This is a genomic window from Pseudomonas sp. S31, assembly GCF_016648105.1.
In the GTDB taxonomy this organism is placed as follows: Bacteria; Pseudomonadota; Gammaproteobacteria; order Pseudomonadales; family Pseudomonadaceae; genus Aquipseudomonas.
This window is the reverse complement of record NZ_JACVVE010000051.1, coordinates 1-13592: the sequence shown is the minus strand read 5'-3', so window position 1 is coordinate 13592 and position 13592 is coordinate 1. Positions and strand designations below refer to the sequence as shown.

The 13592-nt window shown below is 64.4% G+C and carries 13 protein-coding genes; 2 read left to right on the top strand and 11 right to left on the bottom strand.

Going from position 1 to position 13592, the window contains the following annotated elements; translation table 11 throughout:
- Positions 1–5: 5 nt before the first annotated feature.
- The 5 genes from asd to leuC form a co-directional block, all read right to left on the bottom strand.
- Positions 6–1118, bottom strand: coding sequence for an aspartate-semialdehyde dehydrogenase (gene asd / locus IAE37_RS25585; protein ID WP_201178239.1), 1113 nt, complete (start codon positions 1116–1118; stop codon positions 6–8).
- A gap of 63 nt (positions 1119–1181) precedes the next feature.
- Positions 1182–2264: a 3-isopropylmalate dehydrogenase gene (gene leuB, locus IAE37_RS25580; protein WP_201178238.1), complete on the bottom strand. Its 1083-nt coding sequence runs from the start codon at positions 2262–2264 to the stop codon at positions 1182–1184.
- 66 nt (positions 2265–2330) lie between these two features.
- Entirely contained in the window at positions 2331–3095 is a 765-nt protein-coding gene (locus IAE37_RS25575) for a class I SAM-dependent methyltransferase (RefSeq protein WP_201178237.1), read from the bottom strand.
- Between the two features lie 142 nt (positions 3096–3237).
- On the bottom strand, positions 3238–3882 hold the full coding sequence (gene leuD, locus IAE37_RS25570) for a 3-isopropylmalate dehydratase small subunit (protein ID WP_201178236.1): 645 nt from the start codon (positions 3880–3882) through the stop codon (positions 3238–3240).
- Positions 3879–5312, bottom strand: a complete 1434-nt coding sequence (gene leuC, locus IAE37_RS25565; RefSeq protein ID WP_201178235.1) for a 3-isopropylmalate dehydratase large subunit — start codon at positions 5310–5312, stop codon at positions 3879–3881. Before leuC ends, leuD begins: the two co-directional genes overlap by 4 nt.
- 131 nt (positions 5313–5443) lie before the next feature.
- On the opposite strand from leuC, the gene IAE37_RS25560 reads away from it, so the two are divergent.
- Entirely contained in the window at positions 5444–6322 is an 879-nt protein-coding gene (locus IAE37_RS25560) for a LysR family transcriptional regulator (protein WP_201178234.1), read from the top strand.
- Positions 6323–6383: 61 nt separating this feature from the next.
- On the top strand, positions 6384–9680 hold the full coding sequence (locus tag IAE37_RS25555; RefSeq protein WP_201178233.1) for a PAS domain S-box protein: 3297 nt from the start codon (positions 6384–6386) through the stop codon (positions 9678–9680).
- Between the two features lie 45 nt (positions 9681–9725).
- On the opposite strand, the gene IAE37_RS25550 is transcribed toward IAE37_RS25555, so the two are convergent.
- The 6 genes from IAE37_RS25550 to IAE37_RS28895 all read right to left on the bottom strand — a co-directional run.
- The gene (locus tag IAE37_RS25550; RefSeq protein WP_201178232.1) at positions 9726–10169 is read right to left on the bottom strand and encodes an Hsp20 family protein; all 444 of its coding nucleotides are present in this window, start codon (positions 10167–10169) and stop codon (positions 9726–9728) included.
- A gap of 245 nt (positions 10170–10414) precedes the next feature.
- Positions 10415–11386, bottom strand: a complete 972-nt coding sequence (locus IAE37_RS25545; RefSeq protein ID WP_201178231.1) for a tRNA dihydrouridine synthase — start codon at positions 11384–11386, stop codon at positions 10415–10417.
- A gap of 50 nt (positions 11387–11436) precedes the next feature.
- A complete protein-coding gene (locus IAE37_RS25540; RefSeq protein ID WP_201178230.1) occupies positions 11437–11871 on the bottom strand; it encodes an acyl-CoA thioesterase in 435 nt (144 codons plus the stop codon).
- An 82-nt stretch (positions 11872–11953) separates the two neighbouring features.
- Entirely contained in the window at positions 11954–12787 is an 834-nt protein-coding gene (locus IAE37_RS25535) for an alpha/beta fold hydrolase (RefSeq protein ID WP_201178229.1), read from the bottom strand.
- 26 nt (positions 12788–12813) lie between these two features.
- Positions 12814–13353 carry a TetR/AcrR family transcriptional regulator gene (locus tag IAE37_RS25530; protein ID WP_201178228.1) on the bottom strand — a complete coding sequence of 180 codons (540 nt, stop codon included), beginning with the start codon at positions 13351–13353 and terminating at the stop codon, positions 12814–12816.
- A gap of 15 nt (positions 13354–13368) precedes the next feature.
- A partial coding sequence (locus IAE37_RS28895; protein WP_236410160.1) for a hypothetical protein occupies positions 13369–13592 on the bottom strand: 224 nt, incomplete at its 5' end.

The following is a 13592-nucleotide window of genomic DNA, read 5'->3' as shown; positions in this document are numbered from 1 at the left end:
AACGATCAACGCTCCAGCAGGATCCGCAGCATGCGCCGCAGCGGCTCGGCAGCGCCCCACAGCAGCTGGTCGCCGACGGTGAACGCACCCAGGTACTGGGAGCCCATGTTCAGCTTGCGCAAACGGCCCACCGGGATGTTCAGGGTACCGGTGACCTTGGTCGGGCTCAGCTCCTGCATGCTGATCTCGCGCTGGTTCGGCACCAGCTTGACCCACGGGTTGTGCTGGCTGATCAGGCCTTCGATGTCGGCCAGCGGCACGTCCTTGTTCAGCTTGATGGTCAGCGCCTGGCTGTGGCAACGCATGGCGCCGATGCGCACGCAGATACCATCGACCGGGATCGGGCTCTTGAAGCGGCCGAGGATCTTGTTGGTCTCGGCCTGGGCCTTCCATTCCTCGCGGCTCTGGCCGTTCGGCAGTTCCTTGTCGATCCACGGGATCAGGCTGCCAGCCAGCGGTACGCCGAAGTTCTCGGTCGGGAACGCTTCGCCGCGCATGGCCTCGGCGACCTTGCGGTCGATGTCGAGAATGGCGCTGGCCGGGTTGGCCAGGTCATCGGCGACAGCCGCGTGAATGCCGCCCATCTGCTTGATCAGCTCGCGCATGTTCTGCGCGCCGGCACCGGAGGCCGCCTGGTAGGTCATGGCGCTCATCCACTCGACCAGGCCGGCTTCGAACAGGCCGCCCAGGCCCATCAGCATCAGGCTGACGGTGCAGTTGCCGCCGATGTAGTTCTTGGTACCGGCATCGAGCTGCTGGTCGATCACCTTGCGGTTGACCGGGTCGAGCACGATGACCGCGTCGTCCTGCATGCGCAGCGACGAAGCGGCGTCGATCCAGTAACCCTGCCAGCCGGCTTCACGCAGCTTGGGGAACACCTCGTTGGTGTAGTCGCCGCCCTGGCAGGTCAGGATCACGTCGAGGGTCTTGAGTTCTTCGATCGAATACGCGTCCTTGAGCGGAGCAATATCCTTGCCCACGCTCGGACCTTGGCCACCGACGTTCGAGGTGGTGAAGAACACCGGCTCGATAAGGTCGAAGTCCTGCTCTTCCAGCATCCGCTGCATGAGCACGGAACCGACCATGCCGCGCCAACCGATCAGACCTACACGTTTCATCGCAACTACACCTTTGCTAAAAGTGGGCCGCCACCGGGAGTTTTGGGTGGCGGGCCAGAGAGATTACAGATTCCGCAGGGCTGCGACTACTGCGTCGCCCATTTCTTGCGTACCGACCTTGCGGCAACCTTCCGAGAAGATGTCGCCGGTGCGCAGGCCCTGGTCCAGCACCAGGCTCACCGCCTGCTCGATGGCCTCGGCTGCGGCCTGCTGGTTGAAGCTGTAGCGCAGCATCATCGACACCGACAGGATGGTCGCCAGCGGGTTGGCGACGCCCAGGCCGGCGATGTCCGGCGCCGAGCCATGGCAAGGCTCGTACATGCCCTTGTTGTTGGCATCCAGCGAGGCCGAAGGCAGCATGCCGATGGAACCGGTGAGCATGGAAGCCTCATCCGACAGAATGTCACCGAACATGTTGTCGGTCACCATCACGTCGAACTGCTTGGGTGCGCGCACCAGCTGCATGGCGGCGTTGTCGACGTACATGTGGCTCAGTTCGACATCCGGGTAATCCTTGGCCACATCCTCGACCACTTCACGCCACAGCTGGCTGGATGCCAGGACGTTGGCCTTGTCCACCGAGCACAGCTTCTTGCCGCGCACGCGGGCCATGTCGAAGCCGACACGGGCGATGCGGCGCACTTCGCTTTCGCTGTAGGGCAGGGTGTCGTAGGCCTGGCGCTCGCCACCTTCGAGTTCGCGCTGGCCACGCGGGGCGCCGAAGTAGATGCCACCGGTCAGCTCACGGACGATGAGGATGTCCAGGCCCGAGACGATTTCCGGCTTCAGCGACGAGGCATCGGCCAGTTGCGGATAGAGGATGGCCGGACGCAGGTTGGCGAACAGCCCCAGTTGCGAACGGATCTTCAGCAGGCCGCGCTCAGGGCGGATGTCACGCTCGATCTTGTCCCACTTCGGGCCCCCCACGGCGCCCAGCAGCACCGCATCGGCCTGACGCGCACGCTCCAGGGTCTCGTCGGCCAGCGGCACGCCGTGCTTGTCGATGGCGGCGCCACCGATCACGTCGTGGGCCAGGCTCAGGCCGAGCTGGAACTTGTCGTTGGCCAGCTCCAGCACCTTGACCGCCTCGGCCATGATTTCCGGGCCGATGCCATCACCTGGGAGAATCAGAATCTGCTTGCTCATGCTTTCCTCTATCCATTCAAGCGGCGCGGCCCAACTGGCCACGCCGAACTGTATTTTTCTACGAGCCTAGCGCTCGGCCCACAACACCAGCACATCGGTGCTGAACGAGCCATCGGCTTCGATCTGGTAATACTGCCGCACTTCCTCGCCCATGGCCTGCTGCAATTGGCGAATGGCCACGCGCAGCGGCTCGGGGGTGCGCATGCGCTCGACCCAGGAGGTGAACTCCAGGCGCAGCCCCTGGCGGCTATGGCTGCGCACGTGCAGGCCGGCTTCGCTGACCTGGCGCAACCACTCGGCGGCGGAATAATCGCGCACATGGCTGGTGTCGCGCAGCACTTCGACGGTCTGCAGGTAGGTGTCGAGCAATGGGCTGCCCGGCGACATCACGTCGACGAAGGCGGCCACGCCACCCGGCTTGAGCACCCGGCGCACTTCGCGCAGGGCCACGCCGAGGTCGCTCCAGTGGTGCGCCGAGTAGCGGCTGAAGACGAAATCGAACGAGGCATCGGCGAACGGCAAGCGTTCGGCGGCGCCGCATTCGGTGGTGATATTGCCCAGGCCGCGATCGGCGGCTGCGGCGGCGACCACGTCGAGCATCGATGGCGAGAGGTCGTAGGCGACCACCTCGGCTACCAGTGGCGCGACATGGAAGCTGACATGACCGGCACCGCAGCCCAGGTCCAGCACGCGTGCGCTGCCCTGCCCCGCTAGTTCGGCCTGCAGCAGGGCGAACTCACTGCCCTGGGCGTGCACGGCGCTGCTGAGGTAGGCGCTGGCCTGTTCGCCGAACTGGCGTTGGACCACATCGGTGTGGGAGGTGCTGGTCATCAGGGTATTCCTTTAGTCATGTGTTGCCATCGCCGGCCCTTTCGCGGGTAAACCCGCTCCTACAGCTACAACGAGATCCTTGTAGGAGCGGGTTTACCCGCGAAGAGGCCGACACAGGCACTGCAAACACCGGCTACATCACTCAGGCATCACGGAACAGCCAAGGCTGCCCGGCGCGGTGCTTGCCTTCGAAGGCCTTGATCGCCTCGCTGTCCTGCAGGGTCAGGCCGATGTCATCGAGGCCGTTGAGCAGGCAGTGCTTGCGGAAGGCATCGATCTCGAAGTGCAGTACCTTGCCATCCGGACGGGTCACGGCCTGGGCCTGCAAGTCGATGGTCAGTTGGTAGCCAGGGTTGGCTTCGACCTGCTTGAACAGCTCGTCGACCTCCTCGTCGCTGAGGATGATCGGCAGCAGGCCGTTCTTGAAGCTGTTGTTGAAGAAGATGTCGGCGAAGCTCGGCGCGATCACGCTGCGGAAGCCGTATTCGTCCAGCGCCCACGGGGCGTGCTCGCGGCTCGAACCGCAACCGAAGTTCTCACGCGCCAGCAACACGCTGGCACCCTGGTAGCGTTCGTGGTTGAGCACGAACTCCTTGTTCAGCGGGCGCTTGCTGTTGTCCTGGTAAGGCTGGCCGACATCCAGGTAACGCCACTCGTCGAACAGGTTGGGGCCGAAGCCGGTGCGCTTGATCGACTTGAGGAACTGCTTGGGAATGATCTGGTCGGTGTCGACGTTGGCACGGTCCAACGGCGCGACGAGACCGGTGTGCTGGGTAAAGGCTTTCATGCTGCGCTCCCTTGGATCAACTCGCGGACATCGATGAAGTGACCAGTCACCGCGGCAGCGGCGGCCATGGCCGGGCTGACCAGGTGGGTACGACCACCGGCGCCCTGACGGCCTTCGAAGTTGCGGTTGGAAGTGGATGCACAGTGCTCGCCGCTTTCCAGGCGGTCCGGGTTCATCGCCAGGCACATCGAGCAGCCAGGCTCACGCCACTCGAAGCCAGCTTCGAGGAAGATCTTGTCCAGGCCTTCGCGTTCGGCCTGGGCCTTGACCAGCCCGGAACCCGGAACCACGATGGCCTGCTTGATGGTGGCGGCGACCTTGCGGCCCTTGGCGATTTCCGCCGCAGCGCGCAGGTCTTCGATCCGCGAGTTGGTGCACGAACCGATGAACACGCGGTCGAGCTGGATGTCGGTGATCGCCTGGTTGGCGCTCAGCCCCATGTACTTGAGGGCGCGCTCGATCGAGCCACGCTTGACCAGGTCGGCTTCGGCGGCCGGGTCCGGCACGCGCTGGTCGACGGCCAGGACCATCTCCGGCGAAGTGCCCCAACTGACCTGTGGCTTGATCTGCGTGGCGTCCAACTCGACCACGGTGTCGAACACGGCGTCATCGTCGGAAACCAGGTCTTTCCAGGCTTCGACGGCACGCGTCCATTGCTCGCCCTTCGGCGCGTAAGGGCGGCCTTCGACATAGGCGACGGTGGTGGCATCGGTGGCCACCAAGCCGACCCGGGCACCAGCCTCGATGGACATGTTGCAGATGGTCATGCGGCCTTCCATCGACAATTCGCGAATGGCGCTGCCGGCGAATTCCATGGCGTGGCCGTTGCCACCGGCGGTGCCGATCTTGCCGATGACGGCGAGCACGATGTCCTTGGCGGTGACGCCGGCAGGCAACTGGCCCTCGACGCGCACCAGCATGTTCTTCATCTTCTTGGCCACCAGGCACTGGGTAGCGAGCACGTGCTCGACCTCGGAGGTGCCGATGCCGTGGGCCAGGGCACCGAAGGCGCCGTGGGTCGAGGTGTGCGAATCGCCGCAGACCACGGTCATGCCTGGCAAGGTGGCGCCTTGCTCGGGGCTGATGACGTGGACGATGCCCTGGCGTTCGTCGTTCATCTTGAATTCGACGATGCCGTACTCGTCACAGTTTTCATCGAGGGTCTGCACCTGCAGGCGCGACACCTGGTCGACGATGGCCTCGATGCCACCCTTGCGCTCCGGCGTGGTCGGCACGTTGTGGTCGGGCGTGGCGATGTTGGCATCGATGCGCCATGGCTTGCGGTTGGCCAGGCGCAGGCCTTCGAAGGCCTGGGGCGACGTCACTTCGTGAATGATATGGCGGTCGATGTAGATCAAGGACGAGCCGTCATCACGGCGCTTGACCTCATGGGCTTCCCAGAGTTTGTCGTAGAGCGTTTTGCCAGCCATCAGACTGTTCCTCATCAGCGTCTTTCTATGCCAAAGACCCCTTGGCTTGTATGGGCGATGCTATGGCGTTAGATTGAATAACTCAAATTCATAATTTTTATGCTTTGGATAACCAACAGGAATTCACCCTCATGGACCTGGCCAACCTGAGCGCCTTCATCGCCATCGCCGAAACCGGCAGCTTCTCCGGCGCAGCGCAGCGCCTGTTTCTGACCCAGCCGGCGGTCAGCAAGCGCATCGCCGGGCTGGAGCAACAACTGGACGTGCGTCTGTTCGACCGCCTGGGCCGCGAAGTGACCCTGACCGAGGCCGGCCGTGCCCTGCTGCCACGCGCCTACCAGATCCTCAACGTCCTCGATGATACGCGCAGAGCGCTGACCAATTTGACGGGGGAAGTGAGCGGTCGGCTCACTCTGGCCACTAGCCATCACATCGGCTTGCACCGCCTGCCCCCGCTGCTACGGGCTTTCACCCGCGAGTACCCGGCCGTGGCGCTGGACATCCAGTTCATGGATTCAGAAGCGGCCTACGATGAAATCCTTCATGGCCGCGCCGAAATTGCCGTGATTACCCTGGCTCCCGAGCCCCATCACCTGGTCAAGGCGGTGCCGGTGTGGGACGACGCCCTAGATTTCGTCGCCGCCCCCGAGCACCCGCTGGCCCGCAACGGCCAGGTCGGCCTGGCCGATGTCGCTCGCCATCCGGCGGTGTTTCCTGGCGGCAACACCTTCACCCACCACATCGTCCAGCGCCTGTTCGAAAGCCAGGGCCTGACGCCGAACATCGCCATGAGCACCAATTACATGGAAACCATCAAGATGATGGTGTCGATCGGCCTGGCCTGGAGCGTGCTGCCGCGCACCATGCTCGACGACCAGGTCGCACCCATCGCCTTGCCCGGCATACAACTGTCGCGCCAGCTAGGCTACATTTTGCACACGGAGCGAACGCTATCGAATGCGGCGAGGGCCTTCATGGCCTTGCTCGACAGCCACGCAGGGTCCGCCTGACCGGTCGTCAGCTCGGCATTTCCAACTCAAGGACGCGTTTCAAGCCAAAGGTCTGGTATCGATGCCCAAATCAGCAAATCGCTTTCCGCGCCTGCCGCGCATTCCGGCTGCCGACCCACAGGAATCTGAACAGGCCTGGCAGAATGCCCCGCAGTTGCTCGCCGCCCTCAACGGCGCCCGCCTGGGGGCCTGGCTGTGGGATATCGAAACCGGCCGGGTGAGCTGGTCGCGCGGGACCCAGGCTCTGTTCGGCTTCGACCCGCAACGGCCACTGCCCAACGACATCGATTACCTCGACCTGCTCCCCGAGGAAGACCGCGCCCGCACCCGCCAGGCCTTCCAGGCGGTGGTCAACGGCGAGCCGGTGGTCCAGGCCATGCGCCACCGCATCCGCTGGCCGGACGGCACCCTGCATTGGCTGGAGATCAATGGCAGTCTCACCCATGATCGTCACGGTCGGCGCCAGATGATCGGCGTGATCCGCGAGATCACCCGCCAACGCGAACGGGAAGCTGCGCTGATCAACTCGGAGAAGCGCTTCGCCACATTGTTCCACCTGAGCCCCAATGCGGTGCTGCTGACACGCCGCCACGACGGCATGATCTTCGACGTCAACCAGCACTTCGAGGACATGCTCGGCTGGCCCGGCAGCCAGGTGATCGGCAAGACCAGCCTGGAACTGGGCCTGTGGGCCAACCTCGAGCAGCGCCAGCAGGTGATGGAGGCCACCCGCGCCGGCAGCGGGCCGGTCAGCCTCGAAGTGCAGTTCCGCGCCAGTTCCGGCAAGGTTCACGATGGCATCCTGTGCACCCAGGGCGTCGAATTCGAAGGGGTGACCTTCCTGCTCAGCACGTTCGTCGACACCACCGAGCGCCGGCGTGCCGAGCAGGCCCTCAAGGACAGCCAGGAGCGCCTCGACCTGGCCCTGGATTCGGCGCAGCTGGGCACCTGGGACTGGCACATCCCCAGCGGCATGCTCTACGGCTCGGCACGCGCCGCACAATTGCACGGGCTGGACCCGGTACCGTTTCACGAGTCGTTCGACGCCTTCTTCGAGGGCGTGCCCGAACAGGAGCGCAACGTCATGCGCCAGGCCTATCGCAGCCTGCGCGAAGGCCCGGCCGGCAACTACCAGATCACCTACCGGGTACAACTGGAGAACGGCGCCTCGCGCTACATCGAAAGCCGCGCGCGGCTGTACCGGGACGACCAGGGCAAGCCACTGCGCATGGCCGGCACCCTGCTCGACATCACCGACCAGGTCGAGCGCGAGCAACGCCTGACTGCCTCGGAAGAAAAATTCGCCAGCCTGTTCCAGGTCAGCCCCGACCCGATCTGCGTCACCCGCCAGGACAACGGCCAGTTCATCGAGATCAACCCGGCGTTCACCCAGGCCTTCGGTTGGAGCGCCGAACAGGTGATCGGCCGCACCACGGAACAACTCGGCCTGTGGGCAGAACCGGCCGCGCGGGTGAAGCGTATCGAGCGGGTGATTCGCGAACAGGCCCTGAGCAACGTTGCCGTGAGCCTCAATCACCGTGACGGCTCGCTACTGACCTGCGTGATCTCCAGTTGCCTGATCAGCGTCGACAATCAGCCCTGCAGTGTCACCACGCTGCGTGACATCACCCAGCAGCAACGGGCCGAGGCGGCGCTGAAATCCAGCGAGGAGAAGTTCGCCAAGGCCTTCCACTCCAGCCCCGACGCCATCACCATCACCGAGCGCGGGAGCGGCCGTTACCTCGAGATCAACGACGGCTTCACCCGCCTGACCGGCTACAGTGCTGCCGAGGTGATCGGCCACACGGTCTATGAAATAGGCATCTGGGCCGACGAGAAACAGCGCGCCGCCCTGCTCAACGAGCTGCACGAGCATGGCCGCCTGCACCACCGCGAGATGCTCGGGCGCAACAAACGCGGCGATATCCTCACCGTGGAGGTGTCGGTAGAGCCGATCAGCCTCAACGAGGTCGATTGCCTGCTGTTGACCGCTCGCGACGTCAGTCAGCTGAAGAACGCCCAGGCGCAGATTCGCCACCTGGCCTACCACGACCCACTGACCAACCTGCCCAATCGCGCCCTGCTGATGGACCGCCTGAGCCAACAGATCGCCCTGCTCAAGCGCCACAACCAGCGCGGCGCCCTGCTGTTCCTGGACCTCGACCATTTCAAGCACATCAACGACTCGCTCGGCCATCCGGTGGGCGACACGGTGCTGAAGATCATCACCGCGCGCCTGGAGGCCAGCGTGCGCCTGGAAGACACCGTGGCGCGCCTGGGCGGGGATGAGTTCGTGGTGCTGATCGGGGGCCTCGAGGGTGGACGCGACGCGGTCGAAGACAAGGTCCGCGAGCTGGCCGACACCCTGCGCGAACTGCTGGCCGAGCCGATGTCGCTGGACGGCCAGCGCCTGCAAGTCACCCCGAGCATCGGCGTGGCGCTGATTCCCGACCACGGCGCGACCCCCGCCGACCTGCTCAAGCGCGCCGATATCGCCCTGTATCGGGCCAAGGACTCCGGACGCAACACCACGCAGTTGTTCCACAACACCATGCAAAAGGCCGCCAGCGAACGGCTGCGCATGGAAAGCGACCTGCGCCTGGCCCTGGCCCGCGGCGAACTGGCCCTGCACTTCCAACCCCAGGTCGACGCGCGCGACAACCGCATCGTCGGGGCCGAGGTGCTGTTGCGCTGGCACCATCCGCAACTGGGCCAGCAACCACCTGCGCAGTTCATCCAGGTACTCGAGGAGAGCGGCTTGATCCTCGAAGTGGGCAGTTGGATCCTCGATGAAGCCTGCGATGCCTGCGCGCGCATGCTGCAGGACGGCCTGATCGATGCCGACGCCTTCAGCCTGTGCGTCAACATCAGCCCGCGGCAGTTCCGCCAGAACGACTTCGTCGAGCGGGTATTGCGCAGCCTGGACGACTATGGCCTGCCCCGGCGCATGCTGAAGCTGGAGATCACCGAGGGCATCGTCATCCAGAACCTAGAGGACACCATCGGCAAGATGCGCGAACTCAAGCGCTATGGCGTGAGCTTCGCCATGGACGATTTCGGCACCGGCTATTCGTCGCTGACCTACCTCAAGCGCTTGCCGGTCGATGCCTTGAAAATCGACCAGACCTTCGTGCGCGACGCCCCGCTCGACCCGAACGACGCCGAGATCGTCCGCGCCATCGTCGCCATGGCCCGCAGCCTGGGGCTGGCGGTGATCGCCGAAGGCGTCGAGCTGACCGAGCAGTTGGAATTTCTCGAGCGCCAGGGCTGCTACCTGTACCAAGGCTACCTGCACAGCCGGCCCTTGCCATTGATGGCCTTCCGGCAATTGCTGCTGGAGGCCCCGGCGGATTATTAGGCACAAAAAAGGGCACCCGAAGATGCCCTTTCATTGATCACGCTGTCAGTTCAGCGCAGGCTTTTCGCCGTTGATCGGGATGCGCTTGGCCTTGGCTTCTTCCGGCACGATGCGCAGCAGGTCGATGCTGAGCAGGCCGTTGGCCAGGCCGGCGGATTTCACCTCGATATGGTCGGCGAGGCGGAACGACAGCTTGAAGGCACGCTGGGCGATGCCCTGGTGCAGGTAGGTCACTTCAGCGTTGCCGTTTTCGCGCTTGCCGCCGATCACGGTCAGGACGCCTTTCTCGACCTGCAGGTCGAGGTCCTGCTCTTGGAAACCGGCTGCGGCAACCACGATGCGATAGTGGTCATCGCCATGTTTTTCAACGTTGTAGGGAGGGTAGCTGCTACCCGCCTCGTTGCGTGCCGCGGATTCGAACAGGTCGTTGAAACGGTCGAAGCCCACGGAATGGCGGAACAGTGGAGCGAGAGAGAAAGCGCTGGTCATGGTCATAAACTCCTGAGAATCAGCAAGTGAGTCATTACGCGACCCGACTTCGGCATCGCGTACTCAAGAGATATGGCCGGGGGGATGGGTTTCAAGGGTGGTGGTGAAAAATTTTGCTGCTAGGTTGCCTGGGCCGGCCTCTTCGCGGGTGAACCCGCTCCTACAGGGAATGCGCACGTCCTGGTACAAACGATGTATCTGGCCGTACAACCTGTAGGAGCGGGTTCACCCGCGAAGAGGCCAGATCAGGCAACGCAAGCCTCGAAGGATGTCGCCTCGACCCCAAGCAACCGGCTGATCTGCGCACAATCATCCTCACGCCGCAACTCGGCAAACAGCACCACCGCCTCGGGATAGCCGCGGGTCAGCATCGCCAGCCACTGCTTCATCCGCCCCGGTGCATAGCGGGGCGACAACTTGGCCTGAGCCTGGCGCCAGAACTCGCGCAGCAACGGCAACAGTTCATCCCAGCTCAGCGATTGGTACTCGCGCCCGTCACGCGCGGCGGCGATCTGCAGGGCCAGGTCAGGGCGCGACACCAGGCCGCGGCCCAGCATGATGTGCTCGGCCCCACTGACCTCGCGGCAACGCCGCCAGTCGTCCACGGTCCAGATCTCGCCATTGGCGAACACTGGCACCGCGACCACATCCTGGACTCGCGCCACCCATTCCCAATGCGCTGGCGGCTTGTAGCCCTCGACCTTGGTCCGCGCATGTACCACCAGGTGCGCCGAACCACCCTCGGCCAGCGCCGTGGCGCAGTCCAGGGCACCGTCCGGGCTGTCGAAGCCCAGGCGCATCTTCGAAGTGACCGGGATATGCGCCGGCACCGCACGACGCACTTCGCGGACAATGGCATGCAGCAGCTCGGGCTCCTTTAGCAACACCGCGCCACCCCGGGATTTGTTGACCGTCTTGGCCGGGCAACCAAAGTTGAGGTCGATCACCGGTGCACCCAGCTCGCAGGCCAGGGCGGCGTTTTCCGCCAGGCAGACCGGGTCGGAGCCCAACAGCTGCACACGCATCGGCACCCCGGCGGCGGTGCGTGCGCCCTGGCGCAGCTCCGGGGCCAGCTTGTCGAAGGATGATGCCGGCAACAGGCGGTCGCAGACGCGAATGAACTCGGTGACGCACCAATCGATGCCGCCCACCCGGGTCAGGACGTCGCGCAGGATGTTGTCGACCAGCCCCTCCATCGGGGCCAGGGCAATTTGCATGTTGGGGACTCAGCGAAAAAAGCGGCAGTCTAGCAAAAAAAGCCGGGGTTTCAGGCACCGATCAGCGCCGGGCCGTAACCGTCGAGGAACTCCGCCGGCATGCGCCGCGGCTTGCCAGTGGATAGCTCGATGCAGGCGAAGGTGGTCTGCGCCCGCAGCAGGGTCACACCGTCGCGTGGGCGCATGAGCTGGAAACGCCGGGTCATGCGCAGGCGCTGGTCCCAATCGATGATCCAGGTCGCCAATTGCAGCTCGTCGTCCTCGTAGGCGGCGGCCAGGTAGTCGATTTCATGGCGCACCACCGCCATGGCACGATCCAGGCGCCGGTATTCGGCCAGGTCCAGGCCCAGGCGCTGGGAGTGACGCCAGGCGCAGCGCTCCAGCCAGGTGACGTAGACCGCGTTGTTGGCGTGGCCGAGGCCATCGATGTCCTCGTTGCCGACCCGCAGGTCGATGATGAATGGCGTTGCCAGGTCCCAGCTCATGCATGCTCCTGTGCAAATGGCATATTGGTCTGAATGTCTGGGGGCGCTTTGCGCCCCAAGGTCCGTCGAGTGTAACGGATGCTCAGGCGCTTTGCCGTGCCGGCGCGGTCGCCCCAGCCAGCAATTCGAGCACGGCTTCACTCAGTTGCGGGTCGGCGAGCACCCGCTGGTGGCCACCCTCCTGCAACATGAGCAAGCGGCTGTCAAACCAGGCCTGGTGGATCAACTGGGCCTCTTCGGCCGGCACCAGGGCATCATCGGCGGCATGCACCACCAGGCCCGGCAGGTCCAGTTGGTAGCCGTTGACATCCAGGCGCCCGACCTGGATGCCGACATCCGCCTCGATCTGACGGATGAACGCCGCCCGCGCCCGGGCCGGCATACCCAGGCGCTGGGCGAAGCCACGCAACACACCGAGCAGCCGCGCCGGCGCAGCGATACTCACCGCCGCCTCGGTGCGCAGACCCATCTGCAAGGCCAGCAAGACGCTGGCCCCACCCATGGAGTGGCCGATCACCGCACGCAACGGCGGCAACTCGGCAGCGGCCTCCAACAAGGCACGCGCGAACAGCACCACATGCGCCTGACGCCCAGGCGAACGCCCATGGGCCGGTCCCTCCAGCGACACCACGGTGTGCCCGGCCTGCACCAGCGCCTCGATCAACGCAGCGAACTGGGTCGGCCGCCCTTCCCAGCCATGCATCAGCAGCACGGTAGGGCCCTGGCCCCAGCGCAACGCCGACAAGCCAAAACGCAGGGTGATGCGCTCAGCGGAGGCCAGCAATGGCAGTTCCCACTGCTTGGGTGGCAGGTTGCGCGGGGTCATGAAAGCGCGGCGCATGCGCCCGGCGATATGCTCTGGCGCCAGGTGGCCAAGGGTGCCATTGACACCACGAATCCAGTTCAAGGTACTCATTGCCGTATTCCCCACTGACAAAAAGCTCAGATCACCGCCGACTTGGCGGCACGCAGGATGCGGTCGGACAGCTCGCCAGTGCCCAGGGCACGCGCCAGCGCCAAGCCGCCAATCATCAGGGCCAGGTCGGCCAACGCGGCGTCGGCCTCTTCGGGGCTATCGACCATTTGCGCGGTCATCAGCTCGATGTGCTCGGCCAGCACCTCGCGAAAGGCCGCCGGCAGGCGTTGCATCTCGCCCAGGGCATTAGGCAGCGGGCAGGCATGCACCTCGGCATCGCGATGCTTGCGCGACAGGTAGAACGCCGAGACCAGTGCGCGTCGCCCTACCCCGTCGAGGCTGGGATCCACCTCGGCGAGCAGCGCGCGACGCTCATCGAGCAACTGGCGGAACGCCTCGAGCATGAGCTCATCCTTGCTGTCGAAATGGGCGTAGAAGCCCCCCACGGTCAGCCCCGCCGCGCCCATCACCTGGCTGACACTGGGGTCGGCCGGACCGTGCTGGATCAGTGCGGCCTGGGCCGCCTGGATAATGCGCTCGCGGGTCTTGCTCTTCTTGTCGCTCACGGGCGGGGCCCTCGATCAAAATATGATGATCGAAATATTATTCTCATAATATTTTTTGGCAAGCGCTGTTTCGCGACGACGACCGGCGGCGAGCACATCAGAGGAAAAAATACGGAAGGCAGAAAAAACAAAAGGCCCATTCAATAATCGAATGAGCCTTTGAAGTCCCGCAAAACGCGGGTAAAAACTGGCGTCCCCTAGGGGACTCGAACCCCTGTTACCGCCGTGAAAGGGCGGTG

What these genes read in the sequence shown, in the direction of transcription:
- IAE37_RS25560 (WP_201178234.1), top strand. Translation starts at nt 5,444, where the DNA reads ATGGACCTGGCCAACCTGAGCGCCTTCATCGCCATCGCCGAAACCGGC.
- leuB (WP_201178238.1), bottom strand. Translation starts at nt 2,264, where the DNA reads ATGAGCAAGCAGATTCTGATTCTCCCAGGTGATGGCATCGGCCCGGAA.
- leuC (WP_201178235.1), bottom strand. Translation starts at nt 5,312, where the DNA reads ATGGCTGGCAAAACGCTCTACGACAAACTCTGGGAAGCCCATGAGGTC.
- leuD (WP_201178236.1), bottom strand. Translation starts at nt 3,882, where the DNA reads ATGAAAGCCTTTACCCAGCACACCGGTCTCGTCGCGCCGTTGGACCGT.
- IAE37_RS25535 (WP_201178229.1), bottom strand. Translation starts at nt 12,787, where the DNA reads ATGAGTACCTTGAACTGGATTCGTGGTGTCAATGGCACCCTTGGCCAC.
- IAE37_RS25575 (WP_201178237.1), bottom strand. Translation starts at nt 3,095, where the DNA reads ATGACCAGCACCTCCCACACCGATGTGGTCCAACGCCAGTTCGGCGAA.
- IAE37_RS25540 (WP_201178230.1), bottom strand. Translation starts at nt 11,871, where the DNA reads ATGAGCTGGGACCTGGCAACGCCATTCATCATCGACCTGCGGGTCGGC.
- asd (WP_201178239.1), bottom strand. Translation starts at nt 1,118, where the DNA reads ATGAAACGTGTAGGTCTGATCGGTTGGCGCGGCATGGTCGGTTCCGTG.
- IAE37_RS25555 (WP_201178233.1), top strand. Translation starts at nt 6,384, where the DNA reads ATGCCCAAATCAGCAAATCGCTTTCCGCGCCTGCCGCGCATTCCGGCT.
- IAE37_RS25550 (WP_201178232.1), bottom strand. Translation starts at nt 10,169, where the DNA reads ATGACCAGCGCTTTCTCTCTCGCTCCACTGTTCCGCCATTCCGTGGGC.
- IAE37_RS25545 (WP_201178231.1), bottom strand. Translation starts at nt 11,386, where the DNA reads ATGCAAATTGCCCTGGCCCCGATGGAGGGGCTGGTCGACAACATCCTG.